The organism is Pseudoxanthomonas sp. GM95, assembly GCF_900109775.1.
GTDB lineage: Bacteria > Pseudomonadota > Gammaproteobacteria > Xanthomonadales > Xanthomonadaceae > Pseudoxanthomonas_A.
Genome location: NZ_FOAX01000003.1, coordinates 375,383 through 392,893 on the forward strand (window position 1 = coordinate 375,383; position 17,511 = coordinate 392,893).

The 17,511-nt window shown below is 67.4% G+C and carries 14 protein-coding genes; 6 read left to right on the top strand and 8 right to left on the bottom strand.

Annotated elements, in window-relative coordinates:
* The first annotated feature begins 10 nt into the window (after positions 1-10).
* Complete coding sequence (gene stpA, locus BMZ17_RS16485) at positions 11-1,297, top strand: glucosylglycerol 3-phosphatase (protein WP_093141049.1); 1,287 nt, start codon at positions 11-13, stop codon at positions 1,295-1,297.
* A gap of 68 nt (positions 1,298-1,365) precedes the next feature.
* Here stpA and BMZ17_RS16490 read toward each other — a convergent pair whose 3' ends face one another.
* The 4 genes from BMZ17_RS16490 to BMZ17_RS16505 form a co-directional block, all read right to left on the bottom strand.
* Entirely contained in the window at positions 1,366-1,701 is a 336-nt protein-coding gene (locus tag BMZ17_RS16490) for a thioredoxin family protein (protein ID WP_093141051.1), read from the bottom strand.
* 78 nt (positions 1,702-1,779) lie between these two features.
* Complete coding sequence (locus tag BMZ17_RS16495; protein WP_093142290.1) at positions 1,780-2,610, bottom strand: NYN domain-containing protein; 831 nt, start codon at positions 2,608-2,610, stop codon at positions 1,780-1,782.
* A 162-nt stretch (positions 2,611-2,772) separates the two neighbouring features.
* Entirely contained in the window at positions 2,773-4,863 is a 2,091-nt protein-coding gene (locus BMZ17_RS16500) for a pyrroloquinoline quinone-dependent dehydrogenase (RefSeq protein WP_254775398.1), read from the bottom strand.
* Between the two features lie 125 nt (positions 4,864-4,988).
* Positions 4,989-5,594: an FMN-dependent NADH-azoreductase gene (locus BMZ17_RS16505; protein ID WP_093141058.1), complete on the bottom strand. Its 606-nt coding sequence runs from the start codon at positions 5,592-5,594 to the stop codon at positions 4,989-4,991.
* A gap of 78 nt (positions 5,595-5,672) precedes the next feature.
* Here BMZ17_RS16505 and BMZ17_RS16510 point away from each other — a divergent pair, with 78 nt between their 5' ends.
* Positions 5,673-6,593 carry a LysR family transcriptional regulator gene (locus BMZ17_RS16510; RefSeq protein WP_093142295.1) on the top strand — a complete coding sequence of 307 codons (921 nt, stop codon included), beginning with the start codon at positions 5,673-5,675 and terminating at the stop codon, positions 6,591-6,593.
* A 22-nt stretch (positions 6,594-6,615) separates the two neighbouring features.
* Here the strand turns inward: BMZ17_RS16510 and BMZ17_RS16515 are convergent, their stop codons facing one another.
* A complete protein-coding gene (locus BMZ17_RS16515; RefSeq protein ID WP_217645831.1) occupies positions 6,616-7,431 on the bottom strand; it encodes a GAF domain-containing protein in 816 nt (271 codons plus the stop codon).
* Positions 7,432-7,845: 414 nt separating this feature from the next.
* On the opposite strand from BMZ17_RS16515, the gene pyrC reads away from it, so the two are divergent.
* On the top strand, positions 7,846-8,892 hold the full coding sequence (gene pyrC, locus BMZ17_RS16520) for a dihydroorotase (protein ID WP_093141064.1): 1,047 nt from the start codon (positions 7,846-7,848) through the stop codon (positions 8,890-8,892).
* 44 nt (positions 8,893-8,936) lie between these two features.
* Here pyrC and BMZ17_RS16525 read toward each other — a convergent pair whose 3' ends face one another.
* The gene (locus BMZ17_RS16525) at positions 8,937-9,593 is read right to left on the bottom strand and encodes a glutathione S-transferase family protein (protein WP_093141067.1); all 657 of its coding nucleotides are present in this window, start codon (positions 9,591-9,593) and stop codon (positions 8,937-8,939) included.
* A gap of 245 nt (positions 9,594-9,838) precedes the next feature.
* Here BMZ17_RS16525 and BMZ17_RS16530 point away from each other — a divergent pair, with 245 nt between their 5' ends.
* A complete protein-coding gene (locus BMZ17_RS16530) occupies positions 9,839-11,254 on the top strand; it encodes an amino acid permease (RefSeq protein ID WP_093141071.1) in 1,416 nt (471 codons plus the stop codon).
* A gap of 389 nt (positions 11,255-11,643) precedes the next feature.
* Positions 11,644-12,018, top strand: a complete 375-nt coding sequence (locus tag BMZ17_RS16535; protein ID WP_139202966.1) for a hypothetical protein — start codon at positions 11,644-11,646, stop codon at positions 12,016-12,018.
* Positions 12,019-12,060: 42 nt separating this feature from the next.
* On the opposite strand, the gene BMZ17_RS16540 is transcribed toward BMZ17_RS16535, so the two are convergent.
* Positions 12,061-14,061 carry a bifunctional 2',3'-cyclic-nucleotide 2'-phosphodiesterase/3'-nucleotidase gene (locus BMZ17_RS16540; RefSeq protein ID WP_093141077.1) on the bottom strand — a complete coding sequence of 667 codons (2,001 nt, stop codon included), beginning with the start codon at positions 14,059-14,061 and terminating at the stop codon, positions 12,061-12,063.
* 112 nt (positions 14,062-14,173) lie between these two features.
* A complete protein-coding gene (proP, locus tag BMZ17_RS16545; RefSeq protein WP_093142300.1) occupies positions 14,174-15,655 on the bottom strand; it encodes a glycine betaine/L-proline transporter ProP in 1,482 nt (493 codons plus the stop codon).
* Positions 15,656-16,095: 440 nt separating this feature from the next.
* Here proP and fabV point away from each other — a divergent pair, with 440 nt between their 5' ends.
* Entirely contained in the window at positions 16,096-17,301 is a 1,206-nt protein-coding gene (fabV, locus tag BMZ17_RS16550; RefSeq protein ID WP_093142305.1) for an enoyl-ACP reductase FabV, read from the top strand.
* The last annotated feature ends 210 nt before the right edge of the window (positions 17,302-17,511 follow it).

Consider the following 17,511-nt stretch of genomic DNA (forward strand, 5'->3'; position numbering starts at 1 on the left):
CCCTGTGCGCATGAAGTCGAAACAACCCGTCTTTTCGCAGGACCATGACGCCCTGCTCGCCGCGCTGGCCACCACGCCGAACCTGCTGCTGATCCAGGACCTGGACGGCGTGTGCATGGGCCTGGTGCATGACCCGCTCACGCGCACGCTGGAGCGCCGCTACCTGGAGGCCGCGCACCAGCTCGGCGATGCGTTCCAGGTGCTGACCAATGGCGAGCACATCGGCGCACGCGGCGTGAATGCGATCGTCGATCGCGTGTTCGATCACGATGCCGCGGCGCCGTCGCACGGCTGTTATCTGCCGGGCTTGGCCGCCGGCGGCGTGCAGCACCAGGATCGCTTCGGCCACGTGACGCACCCGGGCGTCAGCGAGGCCGAACTGGCCTTCCTGCACACGCTGCCGATGCGCGCCACGCGATTCCTGTCATCGCTGCTGCTGGGCGCGCCGTATCACCTGGAAGCCCATCGCGTTGCCTCGCTGGTGGCCACGGTGGTGCTGGATAACCCAGCCTCGCCCACGCTCAACCTCAATGCGCTGCATCACCTGTTCCAGGCGCAGCCTGCGCTGTACGCGCAGCTGCAGGCGCAGGTAAGCGAGTTCATGGATGAGCTGCTGCATGAAGCCGAAGTCGCCGGGCTGCACGGCGCGTTCTTCGTCCATTACGCGCCCAACCTGGGCCGCGGCGACGATGGTCTGGAGCGCATGAAACCGGCCGACGCCGACAGCGCCGGCACCACGGATTTCCAGTTCATGCTCACCGGCGCGGTCAAGGAAGCCGGCGTGCTGATGCTGCTCAACCAGTCCGTGCATCGCCGCACCGGCCGCTGGCCGCTGGGCCAGGACTTCAACGCGCGCCAGGCGCCGCGCACGCTCGATGCGCAGGTGGCGCTGGTGCGCGAGCGGATTGCGCATGAAGACATGCCAATCCTCGTCGGCGTGGGCGATACAGTCACCAGCCTGGCGCACACCGATGCCACCGGCACGCGCCAGCTCCTCCGTGGCGGCAGCGATCGCGGCTTTCTCACCTTGATCCAGCGGCTAGGCGAGGCGTTCGAAACAGAGAATCGCGTGGTGTACATCGACAGCAGCGGCGATGAAGTCAAGCGGCCGGCGCTGGATGTCGCGCATCTGCAGCGCAGTGCGGGCAATGCGTCGCTCTCGATCTTCGATGCGGCGCGCGGCATCACCGATGCGGACGATCCGCTACGGCTGGACGTAGTGTTTCCGGGCGGGCATCGGCAGTACGTGGAATTTTTCTGCGCGCTGGCGCAGCGACGTGCCGCATCAAGCGGCTGACCGCGTTCTTCTCTTCGCGTTGCGAAAGGAGACACAGCACGCGTGGCCTCCTTGCTTGCCGCGTCCGATCAGGCCGCGGCGCTGTCCAGCAATGCCAGGCCACGCTGCACGTCCTCGGCCGAACGCGGCCGGATCATTCGCGCCACTTCCACGCCTTCGCGCATCAGCACCACGGTCGGCCACAGCTTGACCCGGAACGAGCGGCCCAGCGGACGGCCGCGGCCGTCTTCCACTTTCACGTGGGTAATGTCGGGGCGCGCATCGAGCGCCTGCTGCAGCGGTGACTGCGCCGAGATGCAGTGCGGGCACCAGGCGGTGCCGAATTCAACGGCGGTGATGCCGGGCAAGGCATCGATCATGTCGCGTGCCGGTTCCGGCGTGGAAAAGCGTCCGGTGTAAGCCATCGTGCGCCCCTCCCAAGGCTGGTCGATCCGCGCACCCTACCCGAGCGCACATGACGCGAACACAAACGGCGGTCGCACTCAGAGCGAGCGCACGTAAAGATGCTTGCCGCCGTTGGCGCCCGGCGCGGGCCGCTCTTCCACCGCGAAATGCTTGGACTGGCTGCGAAACAGGCCGCTCAACTTGGCGTGCCCATACAGGCGCTGGTCGAAGTCCGGGCGGATCTTGTTGAGGTAACCGCCGACCGCGCCAAGGAACGCCCAGCCCGATTCGTCGGACGCCTCTTCGATGGCCTGGCGCAGCAGCGACAGCGGCGGCGTGTTGCCTTTCTGCGGCGCGGGCACCGGAGCGGCCGCCTCGGGTTCGACGATCGGCGCCTTGCCGGCGGCACGCTTCTTTGCCGGCTTGGGCGCGGCGACCACGCGCGCGGTCTCCTGCGGCTCGGCCATGCGCAGCACGTCGTTGTAGATGAACTTGTCGCAGGCCTGGACGAAGGCGTCCGGCGTCTTGCGCTCGCCGAAGCCGTAGACCACCAGCCCTTCCTCGCGTAGCCGTTGGGCCAGGCGGGTGAAGTCGCTGTCGCTGGACACCAGGCAGAAGCCGTCGAAGCGATGCGTGTACAGCAGGTCCATCGCATCGATGATCAATGAGCTGTCGGTCGCGTTCTTGCCACTGGTGTAGGCGAACTGCTGCACCGGCGCGATCGAATGCTTCAGCAGCGCTGCCTTCCACTGGGTCATGCGGGTGCTGGTGAAATCGCCATAGATGCGCTTGACGCTGGCCACGCCGTACTTGGCCACTTCGGCCAGCAGGCCTTCGATCACCGACGGCTGGGCGTTGTCGGCATCGATCAGCACGGCCAGGCGCTGCTGGTCGTCGTCGTCGGATTTGAGCGGCGTCTTGGATTTCATCGGCATTCCTCGCGAGAGCGCCGACTGTACTGCGATGCCTGGCAAGGCTGTGTCGATCGGGTCTACTGCTGTTGTGGGAGCCACTTCAGTGGCGATGGCTTTCCCCTAAAAGCCCCTGCTGAAGCAGCTCCCACATCATCAAATTCCACATGCCCGCATGCGCTACCTGCGGCAACGGCGGCGCTTCCACCACCAAACCGGGCCTCCGCTCAGCAGCGCAAGCACCAGCACGCCCGCGACCGCCAGCACCGTCATCCGCACCGCCACGCCGTGCTGGAACACGAGGTCCTTGCCTGTGCCGTCGAGGGTATAGACCACCAGTGCATCGTCCAGCTTGCCCAGGCCTTCGCGTCCGCCGGCGGCGATGGCGATGTACTGCGTGCCGTTGACCGCGTACACCGACGGCGTGGCATGGCCGCCGGCCGGCAGCTTGCTGCTCCAGAGTTCCTTGCCGGTCATGCTGTCGAACGCACGCAGGCGCGCATCGGCCGCCGCGGCGATGAAGGTCAGGCCGCTGGCCGTGCTCACCGCGCCGCCCAGCATCGGCATGCCCACTTCCAGCGGCAGCCACGGCAGCATGTCTTCGAGCGTGCCCAGCGGGCGCTCCCAGGCGACGGTGCGCGTGCGCAGGTTCACCGCGACCAGCTTGCCCCACGGCGGCGCCACGCACGGCGTGCCGCTGGGCGAGAGCAGCGTGCCGCGGCGCATCGCGTACGGCGTGCCGTCCATGCTGTTGAACTCCTGGCCGGGGAAGCGCGTGCGCGCTTCTTCGGAAGTCAGCGCGTCATAGTCGGCGCGCGGGATCAGCGCGACCTGCATCGGCACCTCCATCACCGGCATGATCGCCAGCTGCCGCGCGGGGTCGATGGCGATCCCGCCCCAGTTGATGCCGCCGCCCCAGCCCGGCGAGGCGATCGTGCCGCGAACGCTGGGTGGGGTGAAAATGCCTTCCGAACGCAGGCCGCCGATCAGCTTCGCGCAGGCCTGTTTACTGCTGGGAAGCACACCCCAGGCGTCGGCGGCGGTCAACGGGGCGTGGCGGGCCAGGCGCAAAGCAGGCTCGGGCATCGGCTGGGTCGGCGAGGCATGTTCACCCGGCACGTCGGAGGCCGGCACCGGCACTTCACTGATCGGGAAGACAGGTTCTCCGTTGCGCCGGTCGAAGGCGAACAGGAAGCCGGTCTTGGTCGCCTGCAGCACCGCCTCGCGCGGGCCTTGCGCGGTCTGCACCGTGGCCAGCGCCGGCTGCGAGGCCAGGTCGTAATCCCACAGGTCGTGGTGCACCAGCTGCTGCGCCCAGACGCGGCGGCCGGTCTTGGCATCGAGTGCGACCAGCGAGTTGGCATCGCGGTTGTCGCCCACGCGCTCGCCGCCGTAGTAATCCGGGCTGGCCGAGCCGGTCGGCACGTAGACCAGGCCCAGCGCCGGATCGACCGACAGCGGCGGCCAAGCATTGGCCGAACCGACCGTGGACGCCTGGTCGACCTGCCAGCCGGCCGCGCGCGGGTCGTCGGCGTTGCGCGGCACCGGATCCCAGCGCCACACCAGCTGGCCGGTGCGCACGTCATAGCCACGCACCACGCCCTGCTCCTGCTTGTGCGCGCGGTTGTCGCCGACCGAGCTGCCGCTCACCAGCACATCGCCGGCGATCACCGGCGGCGAAGTCACCGCGTAGTTGCGCCAGGGGCTTTCGGACTGGTCGCGGCTGTCGATGCCCACGTGCAGATCGATCGTGCCGGCCGTGCCGAAGCCCGCGCAGGGCTGGCCGTTGCCCGCATCCAGCGCGATCAGCCGCGCGTCCAGCGTGCCGAACACGATCCGCGTCGCGCAGGCGCTGCCGGCGGCGGCCTGCGGATCGCGCCAGTAGGTGACCCCGCGCGAGGCCGGATCGCTGTAATGCTTGTCGCGCGCGATCTTCGGATCGAACGACCAGAGTTTGATGCCGGTCGCCGCATCCAGCGCGAATACGATGTCGGTGCCGGTGGTCAGGTACATGCGCCCGTCCACCACCAGCGGGTTGGCCTCGAAGCGCCGGCGCTCAGGATCGGGCAGGCCCGCGCCCTGCTCGCCGGTGTGGAACGACCAGGCGACCTTGAGCCGGCCGACGTTGCCCGGCGTCACCTGGGTCAGCGGCGAATACTGGCCGCCGCCCGGCGCGCCGCCGTAGTGCGCCCAGTCGCCCTCGCCGGCCCAGCCGCTGCCGGCCAAGAACGCCATTGCCACGCCCGCCAGCCCTGCCTGCCATCGCTTCATGTCCCGCGCCCTCCCGTTGATGGGGCGAGTCTGGGAAGCAAACCCGCGCCCCGCCAGCCTCGGGGGACCAGCCCGCGGCGGTCTGGGACCAACCGCGGGCAGGCGGGGACGAATGCGGGGTGCGGTCAGGCGGCCAGCGCAGCCGCGCGCGCGATCGCCGCCGCGCGGGTGGCCGCCGCGTCGGGCAGCTTCATGCCTTCGGCGCGTACCACTTCGATGTCGGTCAGGCCGATCAGGCCCAGCACCACCTTCAGGTACGGCACCAGGTGGTCCATCGCCGCGGCCGGCCCCGCGCTGTAGACGCCGCCGCTGGCGGTGAACACCAGCACGCGCTTGCCTGGCGGCAGCAGGCCTTCGGGGCCGGTCTCGGTATAGCGGAAGGTGCGGCCGCCCCGGATCACATAGTCCAGCCACGACTTGAGCGTGGAAGGAATGGTGAAGTTGTAGAACGGCGCGCCCAGCACGATCACGTCGGACTGCTCCAGCTCGGTGATCAGCGCGTCGGACAGGGCAGCCGCTTCGGCTTCCAGGCCGGGCTGGGCCGGCTGGCCGAACAGCGACGGGATGATCTCCGGCGGCAGGTGCGGCAGCGGGTCGGCGGCCAGGTCGCGTTCGATCACGCGGGCCTCCGGGTTGGCGGCGCGGACCCTGGTCAGGTAGGCCTCGGTCATCGCGCGCGAGGCGGAAGCGGACGGGTTGAGGCTGTTGTGGAGGACGAGGAGCTGGGTCATGGCGGGAGGCCTTTGAAGTCAGGAGATGGCGTAACGTACGCGCCAAACTCCACACAAAAAACCGGGATGGATTCGATCATGTCCACAAAGGATCTCGATATGGAGACCTTGTCCATCGACCAGCTGCGGGTCTTCCTGGCAGCGGCCGACCATGGCAGTTTCTCGGCCGCGGCGCGTGCGCTGGGCCGGACGCAGTCGCTGGTCAGCTACGCGATCCAGCGGCTGGAGGAACAGGTGGCGCTGGTGCTGTTCGACCGCAGTGGCTATCGACCAGTGCTGAGCGCGGCCGGCCAGGCCCTGCTGCCGCGCGCACGGCGCATCGTCGGCGAGGTCGGCGCGTTCCACGCGCTCTCGCGCGGGCTCGCCACCGGCGTTGAGGCCGAGGTCTGCCTGACCGTCGACGGCATGTACCCGATGTGCCGCCTGCTGCAGGCGCTGCTGGCGTTTCGCGCGCAGTGGCCGGCGGTATCGCCCCGGGTGCTGGTGGACAACATGGGCGCAGCGGCCGAACAGGTGCTCGACGGTCGCTCGATGCTGGGCGTGCTGAACCCGATCGCCGCCGAACTGCCCGAGCTGGAAGTGCGCCCGGCCGCGTCGATCACCATGGTGCCGGTGGCCGCCCCGCACCACCCGCTGGCCCAGCAGCCCGGCGAGCTGCTCAGCGAACATCTGCGTGACCACGTGCAGCTGGTGCTCACCGACCGCGCGCAGCATCTGTCCGGTCCGGACCGCGGCGTGTTTTCCAGCCAGACCTGGCGGCTCAACGACCTGGGCGCCAAGCACGCGATGCTGTTGGCCGGGCTGGGCTGGGGCGGCATGCCCGCGCACCTGGTCCGCGACGACCTCGCCAGCGGCAAGCTGGTGCAGCTGCCGTCGCCGTACTGGGACCCGCAGCGCCTGATGCCGATGTTCGTGGCCTATCGCCGCGATGCCGCGCTCGGCCCCGCGGCGCAGTGGCTGGCCACGCACCTGGCCTCGCTCAACGGCGAGGAGCCCTGACCGCGCGCGGCGCGGCGCGCCCTCAGTTTTCAGATTCCAGAACCTTGAGCGTGCCGATTGGCGCTGCTTCCAGCAGCGCGGAGAGCTGCTGCGCCACGGTGGCGGCCATGTCCTGGATCTGGCGGATCAACGCGTCATCCAGCTGCGCAGGTTCTGGGTCGAGCGCGCACAGCGTGCCGAACAGCGCGCCATCGGCCAGCACGATCGGCACGGAGATATACGACTTGAAGCCGTAGATCACCGGCGTGTGGTGCCGCGAAAACTGCGGGTGGGTCGTGGCGTCGTTGAAGGTAATCGCCTGGCCGGACTGCCGCAGGTCGTTGCAGATCGTGGTCTCGAGGATCAGGTCCTGGCCCGGCTTCAGGCCAAAGGCCAGCAGGTCATGCACCGCACACGTCGTCCACCGCGTGTCGGTGACCCGGGCGATGGCGCTGAATCGCATGCCGGTTAGCTTGCCGACCTCGGCCAGCAGGTCCTGCACGTTGTGGACCCGGCTGACCAGCGCGACCTCCTGGGCTCGAACATCCGGCATACCGAGGTCTTCGCCGGCTGGCGTATCGGCGCGGCGCGGCGACGACGCTGCATGCCGACCGCCGAAACACAGGCGAGAGACATCGGACATCAGCTCCTGGATGGCCGGTGCCAGCGTGCGCAGGCGCTGGCTGTTACCTATCACGGTCAGATGCGTACCGATCAGGCGCACCTCTTCCAGCTGATGCTCTGTCCTGAACTGCTCGGCACGGGCGATGAAGGTCTGTTGCCAGCGGATCCCCGGGGTCACATCGAGCAACGCCGTCAGCGTGGTGCGCGTTTCGGCCGGCGCCGATACGCCAGGCATGTCGAAGCCCACAAGCTGAGGATGGTCAGTGAAAGGAGCGGGTTTCATGGCGATAGGCAATCGAAGGAGGCCCGAACCTCCGCGCATGGAGGTCGTAGCGCGTCGGGTCCGGAAGGCTTGTTTGCTCCGAAAGGCATGCCGCGACGGAGCACAGGATAGCCGATCGGCTGCCGGCACCAGCCGCCGATCGCGCGCCTTTCATGAAGGCAAACAGTGAACCTGCCAGGTCCCGTCCAGGCGCTCGGCCGCGCAGGCCCGTCCAAGCTCAGGGCGGCCGCCGGCCAGACAGGAAAAATGAAGCGATGCGATATCATGCGGCCCGCCGGACATGGCCACAGTGCGCTGACCGTCCTCGCGCGCCGGCACGCCCATGCCCGGCATCCCCACCCTCCAGATAGTCCGGTATTCCGCGGTATGACCCCCATGCGCCTTGAACTGACTCGTCCCGATGACTGGCACCTGCACCTGCGTGATGGCGAGGCGCTGTCCTCGGTCGTCGGCCACACCGCCGCGCAGTTCGCCCGCGCCATCGTGATGCCCAACCTCAAGCCGCCGGTGGCGACCGTGGCGCAGGCCGACGCGTATCGCCAGCGCATCCTCGCCGCGCTGCCGGCCGGGTCCACCTTCCAGCCGCTGATGACGCTCTACCTCACCGAGGACACCTCGCCCGAGGAAATCGCCCTGGCCAAGGCCAGCGACAGCGTGTTCGCGGTGAAGTACTACCCCGCCGGTGCCACGACCAACTCGCAGTCCGGCGTGCGTGAACTCTCGCGCGTCTACGCAGTGCTGGAGGCGATGGAAAAGCACGAACTCCCCCTGCTGCTGCACGGCGAGGTCACCGACCCGGCGATCGACATCTTCGACCGCGAGAAGATCTTCATCGAACGCCATCTGCTGCCGCTGCAGGCACGCTTCCCCGGCCTGCGCATGGTGCTGGAGCACATCACCACCAAGGACGCGGTGGACTTCGTCACCGGCGCGCCGGCAAACGTGGGCGCCACGCTCACCGCGCACCACCTGCTGCTCAACCGTAATGCACTGTTCGAAGGCGGCATCCGCCCGCACAACTACTGCGCGCCGATCCTCAAGCGCGAAACGCATCGCCAGGCACTGCTGCAGGCGGCGACCAGCGGCGACACGCATTTCTTCCTCGGCACCGACAGCGCCCCGCATGCGCGCGAGACCAAGGAAACCTCGTGCGGCTGCGCCGGCCTGTACACCGCGCATGCCGCGATCGAGCTGTACGCCGAGGCCTTCGAGCAGGCCGGCAAGCTGGAGAATCTGGAGGCGTTCGCCAGCTTCAACGGCCCGGACTTCTACCGCCTGCCGCGCAACACCGACCGCATCGTCCTGGAGCGCACCGCGTGGACCGTACCGGCCAGCTATCCGTTGGCGGGCTCGGCTGTCGTGCCGATGCGCGCCGGTGAACAGATCGCCTGGTCGCTGGTGCAAGGCGGCTGACCTGTAGGCGCGCGCAGACCACACGACCTGCCGCTTCTGATTGATCAACCCGCCGGCGGCTGCGATGCCAGAAACACCGCTTCCTGCGCGGCGAACGCGCGCCGATACGCCGGCCGGGCCGTGGCGCGGGCGAGGAAGGCGGCAAGATTCGGATACGCATCGACGATCCCGCTGCTGCCCAGGCGCAGCAGCACGCTAGCCATCAGCAGGTCGCCCGCACTGAAGTCGCCGTCCAGCCAAGGCCCATCGCCCAGGCGTCGTGATAGCTCATCCAATCGCTGGCGCACGCGCGTATCGAGCATCACGATGCGCGAGGCGTACCAGGGCTGCTCACGCTCGAACAGCCACGCCATCGAACGCTCGACGATCGATGGCTCCACGGTATTGAGCGCGGCGAACATCCAGCTGATCGCGCGCATCCGTGCGTGCGGGTCCTGCGGCAACAGGCCGGTGTGTTGCTCGGCCAGCCTCAGCACGATCGCGCCGGACTCGAACAGGGTCAGCCCGTCTTCCTCGTAAGTGGGAATCTGGCCGAACGGATGCAGCGCCACGTGCGCCGGCTGCTTCATCTCGGCGAATGTCACCAGCCGCACCTGGTAAGGCTGGCCGACTTCCTCCAGCGCCCAGCGCACGCGCATGTCGCGCGCCAGGCCCTTGCCACGATCGGGCGAGGCCGCGAAGGCGGTGATGGTCGGGGTCATGGGCGGCTCCGTTGAAGAGGTGTTTGCCGATGCGACGGCTGAGCGTGCCGGAAATCGACACGGGGTGGAAGCAGTCGCCTTCTGCCTCCGGCCGCGCGTCCCCCAACGCTAAAAACGAGGCGAAACCGCAGCTACGAGCGGCCCTCAAGCGCCATCGCGACGTCGCCCCCCGCCGCAGCACGGCGTGCAATCCGGCACGGCCATCGGCCACACTTGGGGCCTGTTTTCCGAACAAGGCATCACGCATGTCGAGCTGGCTGCGCCGCAAGGACATCAATACCGTCACCGTGCACGAGGCCGGGCGCCAGCTGGTACCTACGCTGGGCTGGCCGCACCTGATCGCGCTGGGCATCGGCGCCATCGTCGGCACCGGCATCTACACGCTGATCGGCGTGGGCGCGAACCTGGCCGGGCCGGCGGTGCTGATCTCGTTCCTGGCCGCCGGCATCGTCTGTGCCTGCGCGGCGCTGGCCTACGCCGAGATGTCCACGATGATGCCCGCGGCCGGCAGCGCCTACACCTACAGCTACACCGCGCTGGGCGAGACTATCGCCTGGGTCGTGGGCTGGAGCCTGATCCTGGAATACTCGCTGGTGGTCAGCACCGTCGCGGTGGGTTGGTCGGGCTATGCGGTGGGCTTCCTCAAAGGGCTGGGCGTGGACCTGCCGCTGGCGTTGACGGCCGGGCCGCATGCCGGCGGCCTCCTCAACCTGCCGGCGGTGGTGATCACCTTCGTCGTCGCCGGCCTGCTGATGGCCGGCACGCGCGAGAGCGCCACGCTCAATGCGATCCTGGTGGTGGTGAAGATCATCGCGCTGAGCATCTTCGTGGCGATCGCGCTGCCGCACTTCGATGCGGGCCACATGCAGCCGTTCATGCCGTATGGCTTTGCCAAGTCGGTCGGCGCCGATGGCGTCGAGCACGGCGTGATGGCCGCGGCGGCGATCATCTTCTTCGCGTTCTACGGCTTCGATGCGATCTCCACTGCCGCCGAGGAAACCAAGAAGCCCGAGCGCGACCTGGCGATCGGCATCATCGGTTCGATGGTCGGCTGCACGCTGATCTACGTACTGGTGGCGCTGGCCGCCGTCGGCGCGATGAGCTACACGGTCTTCGGCCACAGCGCCGAGCCGCTGGCGATGATCCTGCGTGAGCTGGGCTCGCCAGGTGCGGCCAAGGTGATCGGCGCCGCGGCGGTGATCGCGTTGCCGACGGTGCTGCTAGCGTTCCTGTACGGGCAGAGCCGCATCTTCTTCGTGATGTCGCGCGACGGCCTGCTGCCGCGCGGTTTGTCCAAGGTCAACGCGCGCACCGGCACGCCGGTGGCGACCACGCTGTTCACGGCGGTGCTGGTCGCCGCGCTGGCCGGCGTGGCGCGCCTGGATGAAATCGCCGCGCTGGCCAACGCCGGCACGCTGGCCGCGTTCACCGCGGTGGCCGCGTGCATGCTCGTGCTGCGCAAGCGCGAACCCAACCGCACCCGCACCTTCCGCACGCCGCTGGCCTGGATCGTCGGCCCGCTGGCAATCCTGGGCTGCCTGTATCTGTTCCTCAGCCTGCCGAGCAAGACCCAACTGTACTTCGCGATCTGGAACGTGATCGGGCTGATGGCGTATGTGGCGTACGGGCGGCGCAATGCGGTGCTTGCGAAGGACGCATAAGACCGCAATGAATTCACAGCGATGGAACGCAAAGCGTATCTTGCTGTGGTGCTGCACCTGGACCCTGCTGGCTTGCGCGACCGGAATTTTTCTCGCGCAGCGCCTGCGCCAGCCAGGCGCACCGCACATCGCAACATGCAAAGCAGCCCCTCTCTTTAGTCCCCAAATCGGGCCTGCGCTAACGCCATCTGATGCGGCTCATGCGCTGAATTCTTACAAGAAGTACAACGCGACGCAGCTTGAGACCTTATTGCGCCGTGGCAACACCGTCCATGTATTCGCGACCGACGTCACTGACGGGTACATCGTCATGCGCGGCCCATGCTATGTCGATCACGTGATCTCGAGGATTCGTTAGCAATAAGCGGGCTTGTTGGCTCACGAACACCATGGAGGGATCGATCAGGATGAAAAGGTTCGGACAACGTCGGTCAGACCTCTATCGCGGCTGTGTTTGCTTGCTGGCGTTTGTGCTGCTCGCCGCGAGCTGCACGGATCGTGGCGTGCACGAGCGCGATCTCATTTTGGAAACATCGCGCGACGTCGTGCCTGTGGAAGCGCGAAATCGCGACGGCTCGCTGTTTACGGGTGCAGCCTACGGCACCTTTTTCGGCGAACGAAGCCTGGATGCGATCGAATGGCGCGGACCTTTCAAGGATGGCTTGCCCGACGGGGAGTTCCTGATCTTTCACGACAGCGAATCTTCAACGCCGCTGAAGCTCACATACGTCAAAGGCAAGCGCGTCAGCGCGCTCGAACGCTGACGATGCGTGCGTGCATCGTCAGTTCAGCGCAATGAGTCCGCCTCACTTCCCCGACAGATCAATCGCGCACTGCGCACTACCGTTGCCGTCGTTACTCAGCTCGCGGATCGGCGGCAGTTTTTCGGCCTTGGCCACGTCCAGCTTGCCGGGCGGGCAGGCGAAGGTCAGCGGGCCGGCAGCCTTGACCGGTGCGAAGCGCCACGAGGTCGGCTCGATGTCTTTTGCGGTCACCGTGCCCTTGTCCTTCAGCCACGCGGCGAGGATCTCGCGGCTGCCGTCGGGCGCGGCCAGCACCACGTTCTTGCCGTCCAGGCCGGGGAAATTGCCGCCGCCGCTGGCGCGGTAGTTGTTGGTCACTACGATGAAGGGCTGCGTGGGCGTGATCGGCTTGCCCTGGTAGGTGAGCGCGGTGATGCGCTGGCCCACCGGCTTGGTGACATCGACCACATAGGCGATGCCGCCCTGCAGCTGGTCGACGTTGTAGCCCTCGTAGCGCGGGTTGATCAGCGGCTGCGCGCCGGCCTTTGACGGGTCGATGCGCTGGTAGCGCTCGGCGGATTTCTCCAGCCAGGTTTTGACGCCGGCACCGTCCACCTTCACCGCGGTCAGCGTGTTGGGGAAGAAATACAGATCGGCCGCGCTGCGCAGGGTCAGCGTGCCGGCCGGCACGTCGGTGTAGTCGTCCGGCCCGCCGAAGCCGGTGCGGAACGGCGCGGCGGCGGTCAGCACCGGCACATCGGCCAGCTCCGGATGCAGGCGCGGCAGTTCGCGCAGCACGTAGTCGCGCTGGGCGGCGTTGACCACGGCCAGCGCCGAGCTGTTGCCCTGGTCGGTGAAGTAGCTGGTGAAGCGCACCTCGCTCTTGCCGATCGGCGTGTTGACGTAGGCCTGCGCGGCTTCGTGCGCCTGCGCCACCAGCGGCGCGATCGCCGGATCGGCGGCGACGCAGTCGGTCTTGGTCTTGCAGATCGGGCGCACCTCGCTGTGCGTGGTGGTCGGGTCAATGGTCCAGCGGCCGTCCTTGCGCACCAGCTGCAGGTCGATCACGCCCAGGTCCTTGCCGTAGAAGCCGCCCATCACCGCCGGCTTGCCGCGCACGAACCCGCGCGTGGCGTCGGTGTCGGGCAGGTCCTTGTAGCGCGGGCCGGGGAACTCGGTATGCGAGTGGCCGAGCAGCAGCACGTCGATGCCGTCCAGGCCGGCCAGGTGCCAGCCGCCGTTCTCCATGTCCGGCGTGTACGGCGCGGCGTTGAGGCCGCCGTGGAGGATGCCGACCACCAGGTCCGGATGCTGCGCTTCCAGTTCGGGCAGGTAGCGCTGCGCGGCTTCCATCACGCCGGTGACCTTCACCTTGCCTTCGAGATTCTGCTTGTCCCAGGCCATGATCGGCGGCGGGGTGAAGCCGATGATGCCCACGCGCAGCGACACCGATTGCGGCTTGCCGTCGGCGCCGGTGACGGTGATCGTCTTGGTGACGATGGTCCACGGCTTGAAGATCGGCTGGTCATCGCGCGTGCTGTAGACGTTGGACAGCACCAGCGGATAGTTCGGACCCTTGCACTTTTGCGTGGTGCCGCCGTCGACGTTCATCGGCGTGCCGCTGACCTGCGACAAAAAGCCCAGGCCATAGTTGAACTCGTGGTTGCCGGCGGTACCGCCGTCGTAGCCCATCGCGTCGAAGGCCTTGTAGATGCCCAGCTCCTCATCGCATCTGACCCGCTGCACCTTGGCCTGGAAATCGGCCAGCACCGTGCCCTGGATCGTATCGCCGCTATCGAACAGGAAGCTGTTGGGAAACTCACTGCGTGCCTGCCGGATCAGCGTGGCCACGCGCTCGTAGCCCAGCGACGGATCCGCTTTCTGCTTGTAGTAGTCGTAGCTGAGGATGTTGGAGTGCACATCGGTGGTCTCCAGGATCGCCACCTGCGCGGTGGCGCCATCGGCCAGCGCGGCATGGGAGGCAGTGGGACCACTCGCGCATGCGCCCAAGGCGGCAGCGGCGGACAGGGCAAGGACAGCAGGACGCAGGGAGCGCAAGGACATGACGACACGACCAGGGAAAGAACCGCTGGAAAGTTAGCAGATCGCCATGTCCGCACAATGGCAGGCCATCGCCTGGATGGCCGCGATTGCGGCTTGTTTCAGCCCGTCCTGCTCAGGTCGGCATCGCCTGCGACGGCGGTGCCGGCGGCGGCGGCAATTCAGGCAGTGCGTCATCCACGGTGACCGGCTCGTCGCTACGCACCAGCGCGCGGGCTTCGGCCGCGCTGGCCACCGCCGGTGGCGAACCACGCAGCGGCAGGTTCGCGGTTTCGCGCACGAACAGCATGGTCACGATGCCGATCACCGCCGCGCCCATCAGGTAATACGCCGGCACCAGCGGATCGCCGGTGCGCTCGACCAGCCACGCGGTGACCAGCGGCGTGGTGCCGCCGAACAGCGACACCGACACGTTGAAGGCGATCGACAGCGCGCTGTAGCGCACCGGCGTGTAGAACAGCGCCGGCAGCGTGGACGGCATCGAGCTGGTGAAGCACACCAGCGCCAGCCCCAGCAGCATCAGGCCGAGGAAAATCAGCGCATCGTTGCCGGTGCCGATCAGCAGCAGGCACGGGATCGCCAGCACCAGCAGCGCGACGCACGCACCGATCACCATCGGCTTGCGGCCGAGCCGGTCGCTGAAGACGCCACCGACCACGTTGAGCGGCATCATCACCAGCATCACGATGATGATCAGCAACAGCCCCTTGCTTTCGGCGTAGCCCATCGTGACGCTCAGGTAGCTGGGCATGTAGGTCAGCAGCATGTAGTCGGTGACGTTGAACACCAGCACCAGGCCCACGCACTTGAGCAGCTGCGGCCAATGGATGCGGAACAGTTCACCCAGGCCCGGCGTGTCCTGCTCGCGCTTGCTGGCTTCCTCGGTGTAGGCCTGGAAGGCCGGGGTTTCTTCCAGCTTCATGCGCATGTACAGGCCGAGCAGGCCCAGCGGTCCCGCGATCAGGAACGGGATGCGCCAGCCCCAGTCCAGCATTTGCGCATCGCTCAATACGAAGTGCAGCGCGGTCACCGTCGCCGCGCCGGCGATGTAGCCGCCCAGCGTGCCGAACTCAAGCCAGCTGCCCATGAAGCCGCGATTGCGATCGGTCGAATACTCGGCGATGAAGGTCGCCGCACCGCCGTATTCGCCGCCGGTGGAAAAGCCCTGCACCAGACGCGCGAGCAGCAGCAGGATCGGCGCCCAGATGCCGATGCTGGCGTAGGACGGAATCAGACCGATCGAGAACGTGCCCAGCGCCATCAGGATCATGGTCGCGGCCAGCACCTTCTGCCGGCCGTAGCGATCGCCCAGTGGGCCGAACACCAGCCCACCCAGCGGCCGCACCAGGAACGCCACGGTGAAAGTCGCGAAGGTGGCGATCAGCTGCGCGGCCGGGCTGCCGGTGGGAAAGAACACGTGCCCCAGTGTCACGGCGATATAGCCGTACACGCCGAAGTCGAACCACTCCATCGCATTGCCCAGCGCCGCTGCGCCCACGGCTTTCTTCAGCATTGGCTTGTCGACGACGGTGACCTCGTCCACCTGCAGTTGGCGACGGCGCTTGAACCACCCGAAATGGGCGTGGGAATGGGACATGTGATGCTCCAGGAACATGGGGATGTGGCCTCCCCGCCCGCGCAAGCATCAGGGCTGTGCAGAACCCGCGGTGCGGCGCAGTGCGCGCGACCGGTGTTGTGCGAAGGGAGCAATCCCGGACGGCCGCGTGGACACCACGGCGCTGCAGGATCGAAAGGGACAGAGCGGTCGGGCAAGGCCACGCAAGGCTCGGTTAGCCCACGCATGATACACCACGGCCCGCTTCGGCCGGACCGACAGTGTCCCAAAACGCAGCGAAAACACCGTGAAATTCGCCGTATTGCCGCGATGACGGCAGCACGCGCGTGAGCGGACATCACAGGGAACGATGCAGTGCGACCCCGCAGCGGACACAACGCCCATACGCCCGCGAACGTGGCCCCGCGGTGGCCCGGCGGATTAAGATGCCGCGCGCACAGCATTCCATCGAGGCATTGATTTTGATCATCCACCCCAAGGTCCGCGGCTTCATCTGCACCACCACCCACCCGCTTGGTTGCGAGCTCAACGTGCGCGACCAGATCGCCGCCACTCGCGCGCATGGCGTGCGCAGCGATGGCCCGAAGAAGGTGCTGGTGATCGGTGCCTCCAGCGGCTACGGCCTGGCCGCGCGCATCTCGGCCGCGTTCGGCTTCGGCGCCGATACGCTGGGCGTGTTCTTCGAAAAGCCCGGCAGCGAGAAGAAGGCCGGCACCGCCGGCTGGTATAACGCCGCGGCGTTCGACAAGTTCGCCAAGGCCGAAGGCCTGTACAGCCGCTCGATCAACGGCGATGCGTTCTCCGATGAAGCGCGCGCCAAGGTGATCGAACTGATCAAGACCGAGATGGGCGGCCAGGTGGACCTGGTGGTGTATTCGCTGGCCTCGCCGGTGCGCAAGCTGCCGTCCACCGGCGAACTCAAGCGCTCGGCGCTCAAGCCGATCGGCCAGCCGTACAGCTCCACCGCCATTGACACCAACAAGGACGCCATCACCCACGCCTCGATCGAGCCGGCCACCGAGCAGGAGATCGAGGACACCGTGACCGTGATGGGCGGCCAGGACTGGGAACTGTGGATCAACGCGCTGAGCGAGGCCGGCGTGCTGGCCCCGGCGACCAGGACGGTGGCCTTCAGCTATATCGGCACCGAGATCACCTGGCCGATCTACTGGCACGGCGCACTGGGCAAGGCCAAGGTCGACCTGGATGCCACCGCGCAGCGCCTCAACGCCAAGCTCGGTGCCGACGGCGGCAGCGCCAATGTCGCGGTGCTCAAGTCGGTGGTGACCCAGGCCAGCTCGGCGATCCCGGTGATGCCGCTGTACATCTCCATCGCCTTCAAGGTGATGAAGGAACAGGGCCTGCACGAAGGCACGATCGAGCAGCTGGACCGCCTGTTCCGCGAGCGTATGTACCGCACCGATGGCGCGACGGCGGAAGTGGACGATGAAAACCGCCTGCGCCTGGACGACTGGGAACTCAAGCCCGAAGTGCAGGCTGCCGCCAAGGCGATCTGGCCACAGGTCACCACTGAGAACCTGTTCGAGCTGACCGACTACGCCAGCTACAAGCACGAGTTTCTCAAGCTGTTCGGCTTCGAGCGCGACGACGTGGACTACGACGCCGACGTGAATCCGGACGTGACCTTCGACGTGATCGAACTCTGATCGCGGCGTCGCCATTGCGTTGAAGAAGAGCCCGCCTCGTGCGGGCTTTTTCTTGGCCGGCACGCAGGCATGCGGCGTGCTTGGGCCGCTGCCGCATCACCGCGTGTTGCACGGCATGACACACGGCGACACGCCGGTCACGGCGCGCATGCCGCATTGGGGTAGCCTCGTCTGCCTCGCACGCCAGACGGCACCCCCACGCCGTGACCG

Bases quoted from the DNA above. Each gene is read 5' to 3' on its own strand.
- stpA (WP_093141049.1), top strand. From the start codon at position 11: ATGAAGTCGAAACAACCCGTCTTTTCGCAGGACCATGACGCCCTGCTC.
- BMZ17_RS16490 (WP_093141051.1), bottom strand. From the start codon at position 1,701: ATGGCTTACACCGGACGCTTTTCCACGCCGGAACCGGCACGCGACATG.
- BMZ17_RS16495 (WP_093142290.1), bottom strand. From the start codon at position 2,610: ATGAAATCCAAGACGCCGCTCAAATCCGACGACGACGACCAGCAGCGC.
- BMZ17_RS16500 (WP_254775398.1), bottom strand. From the start codon at position 4,863: ATGAAGCGATGGCAGGCAGGGCTGGCGGGCGTGGCAATGGCGTTCTTG.
- BMZ17_RS16505 (WP_093141058.1), bottom strand. From the start codon at position 5,594: ATGACCCAGCTCCTCGTCCTCCACAACAGCCTCAACCCGTCCGCTTCC.
- BMZ17_RS16510 (WP_093142295.1), top strand. From the start codon at position 5,673: ATGTCCACAAAGGATCTCGATATGGAGACCTTGTCCATCGACCAGCTG.
- BMZ17_RS16515 (WP_217645831.1), bottom strand. From the start codon at position 7,431: ATGCCTGGCGTATCGGCGCCGGCCGAAACGCGCACCACGCTGACGGCG.
- pyrC (WP_093141064.1), top strand. From the start codon at position 7,846: ATGACCCCCATGCGCCTTGAACTGACTCGTCCCGATGACTGGCACCTG.
- BMZ17_RS16525 (WP_093141067.1), bottom strand. From the start codon at position 9,593: ATGACCCCGACCATCACCGCCTTCGCGGCCTCGCCCGATCGTGGCAAG.
- BMZ17_RS16530 (WP_093141071.1), top strand. From the start codon at position 9,839: ATGTCGAGCTGGCTGCGCCGCAAGGACATCAATACCGTCACCGTGCAC.
- BMZ17_RS16535 (WP_139202966.1), top strand. From the start codon at position 11,644: ATGGAGGGATCGATCAGGATGAAAAGGTTCGGACAACGTCGGTCAGAC.
- BMZ17_RS16540 (WP_093141077.1), bottom strand. From the start codon at position 14,061: ATGTCCTTGCGCTCCCTGCGTCCTGCTGTCCTTGCCCTGTCCGCCGCT.
- proP (WP_093142300.1), bottom strand. From the start codon at position 15,655: ATGTCCCATTCCCACGCCCATTTCGGGTGGTTCAAGCGCCGTCGCCAA.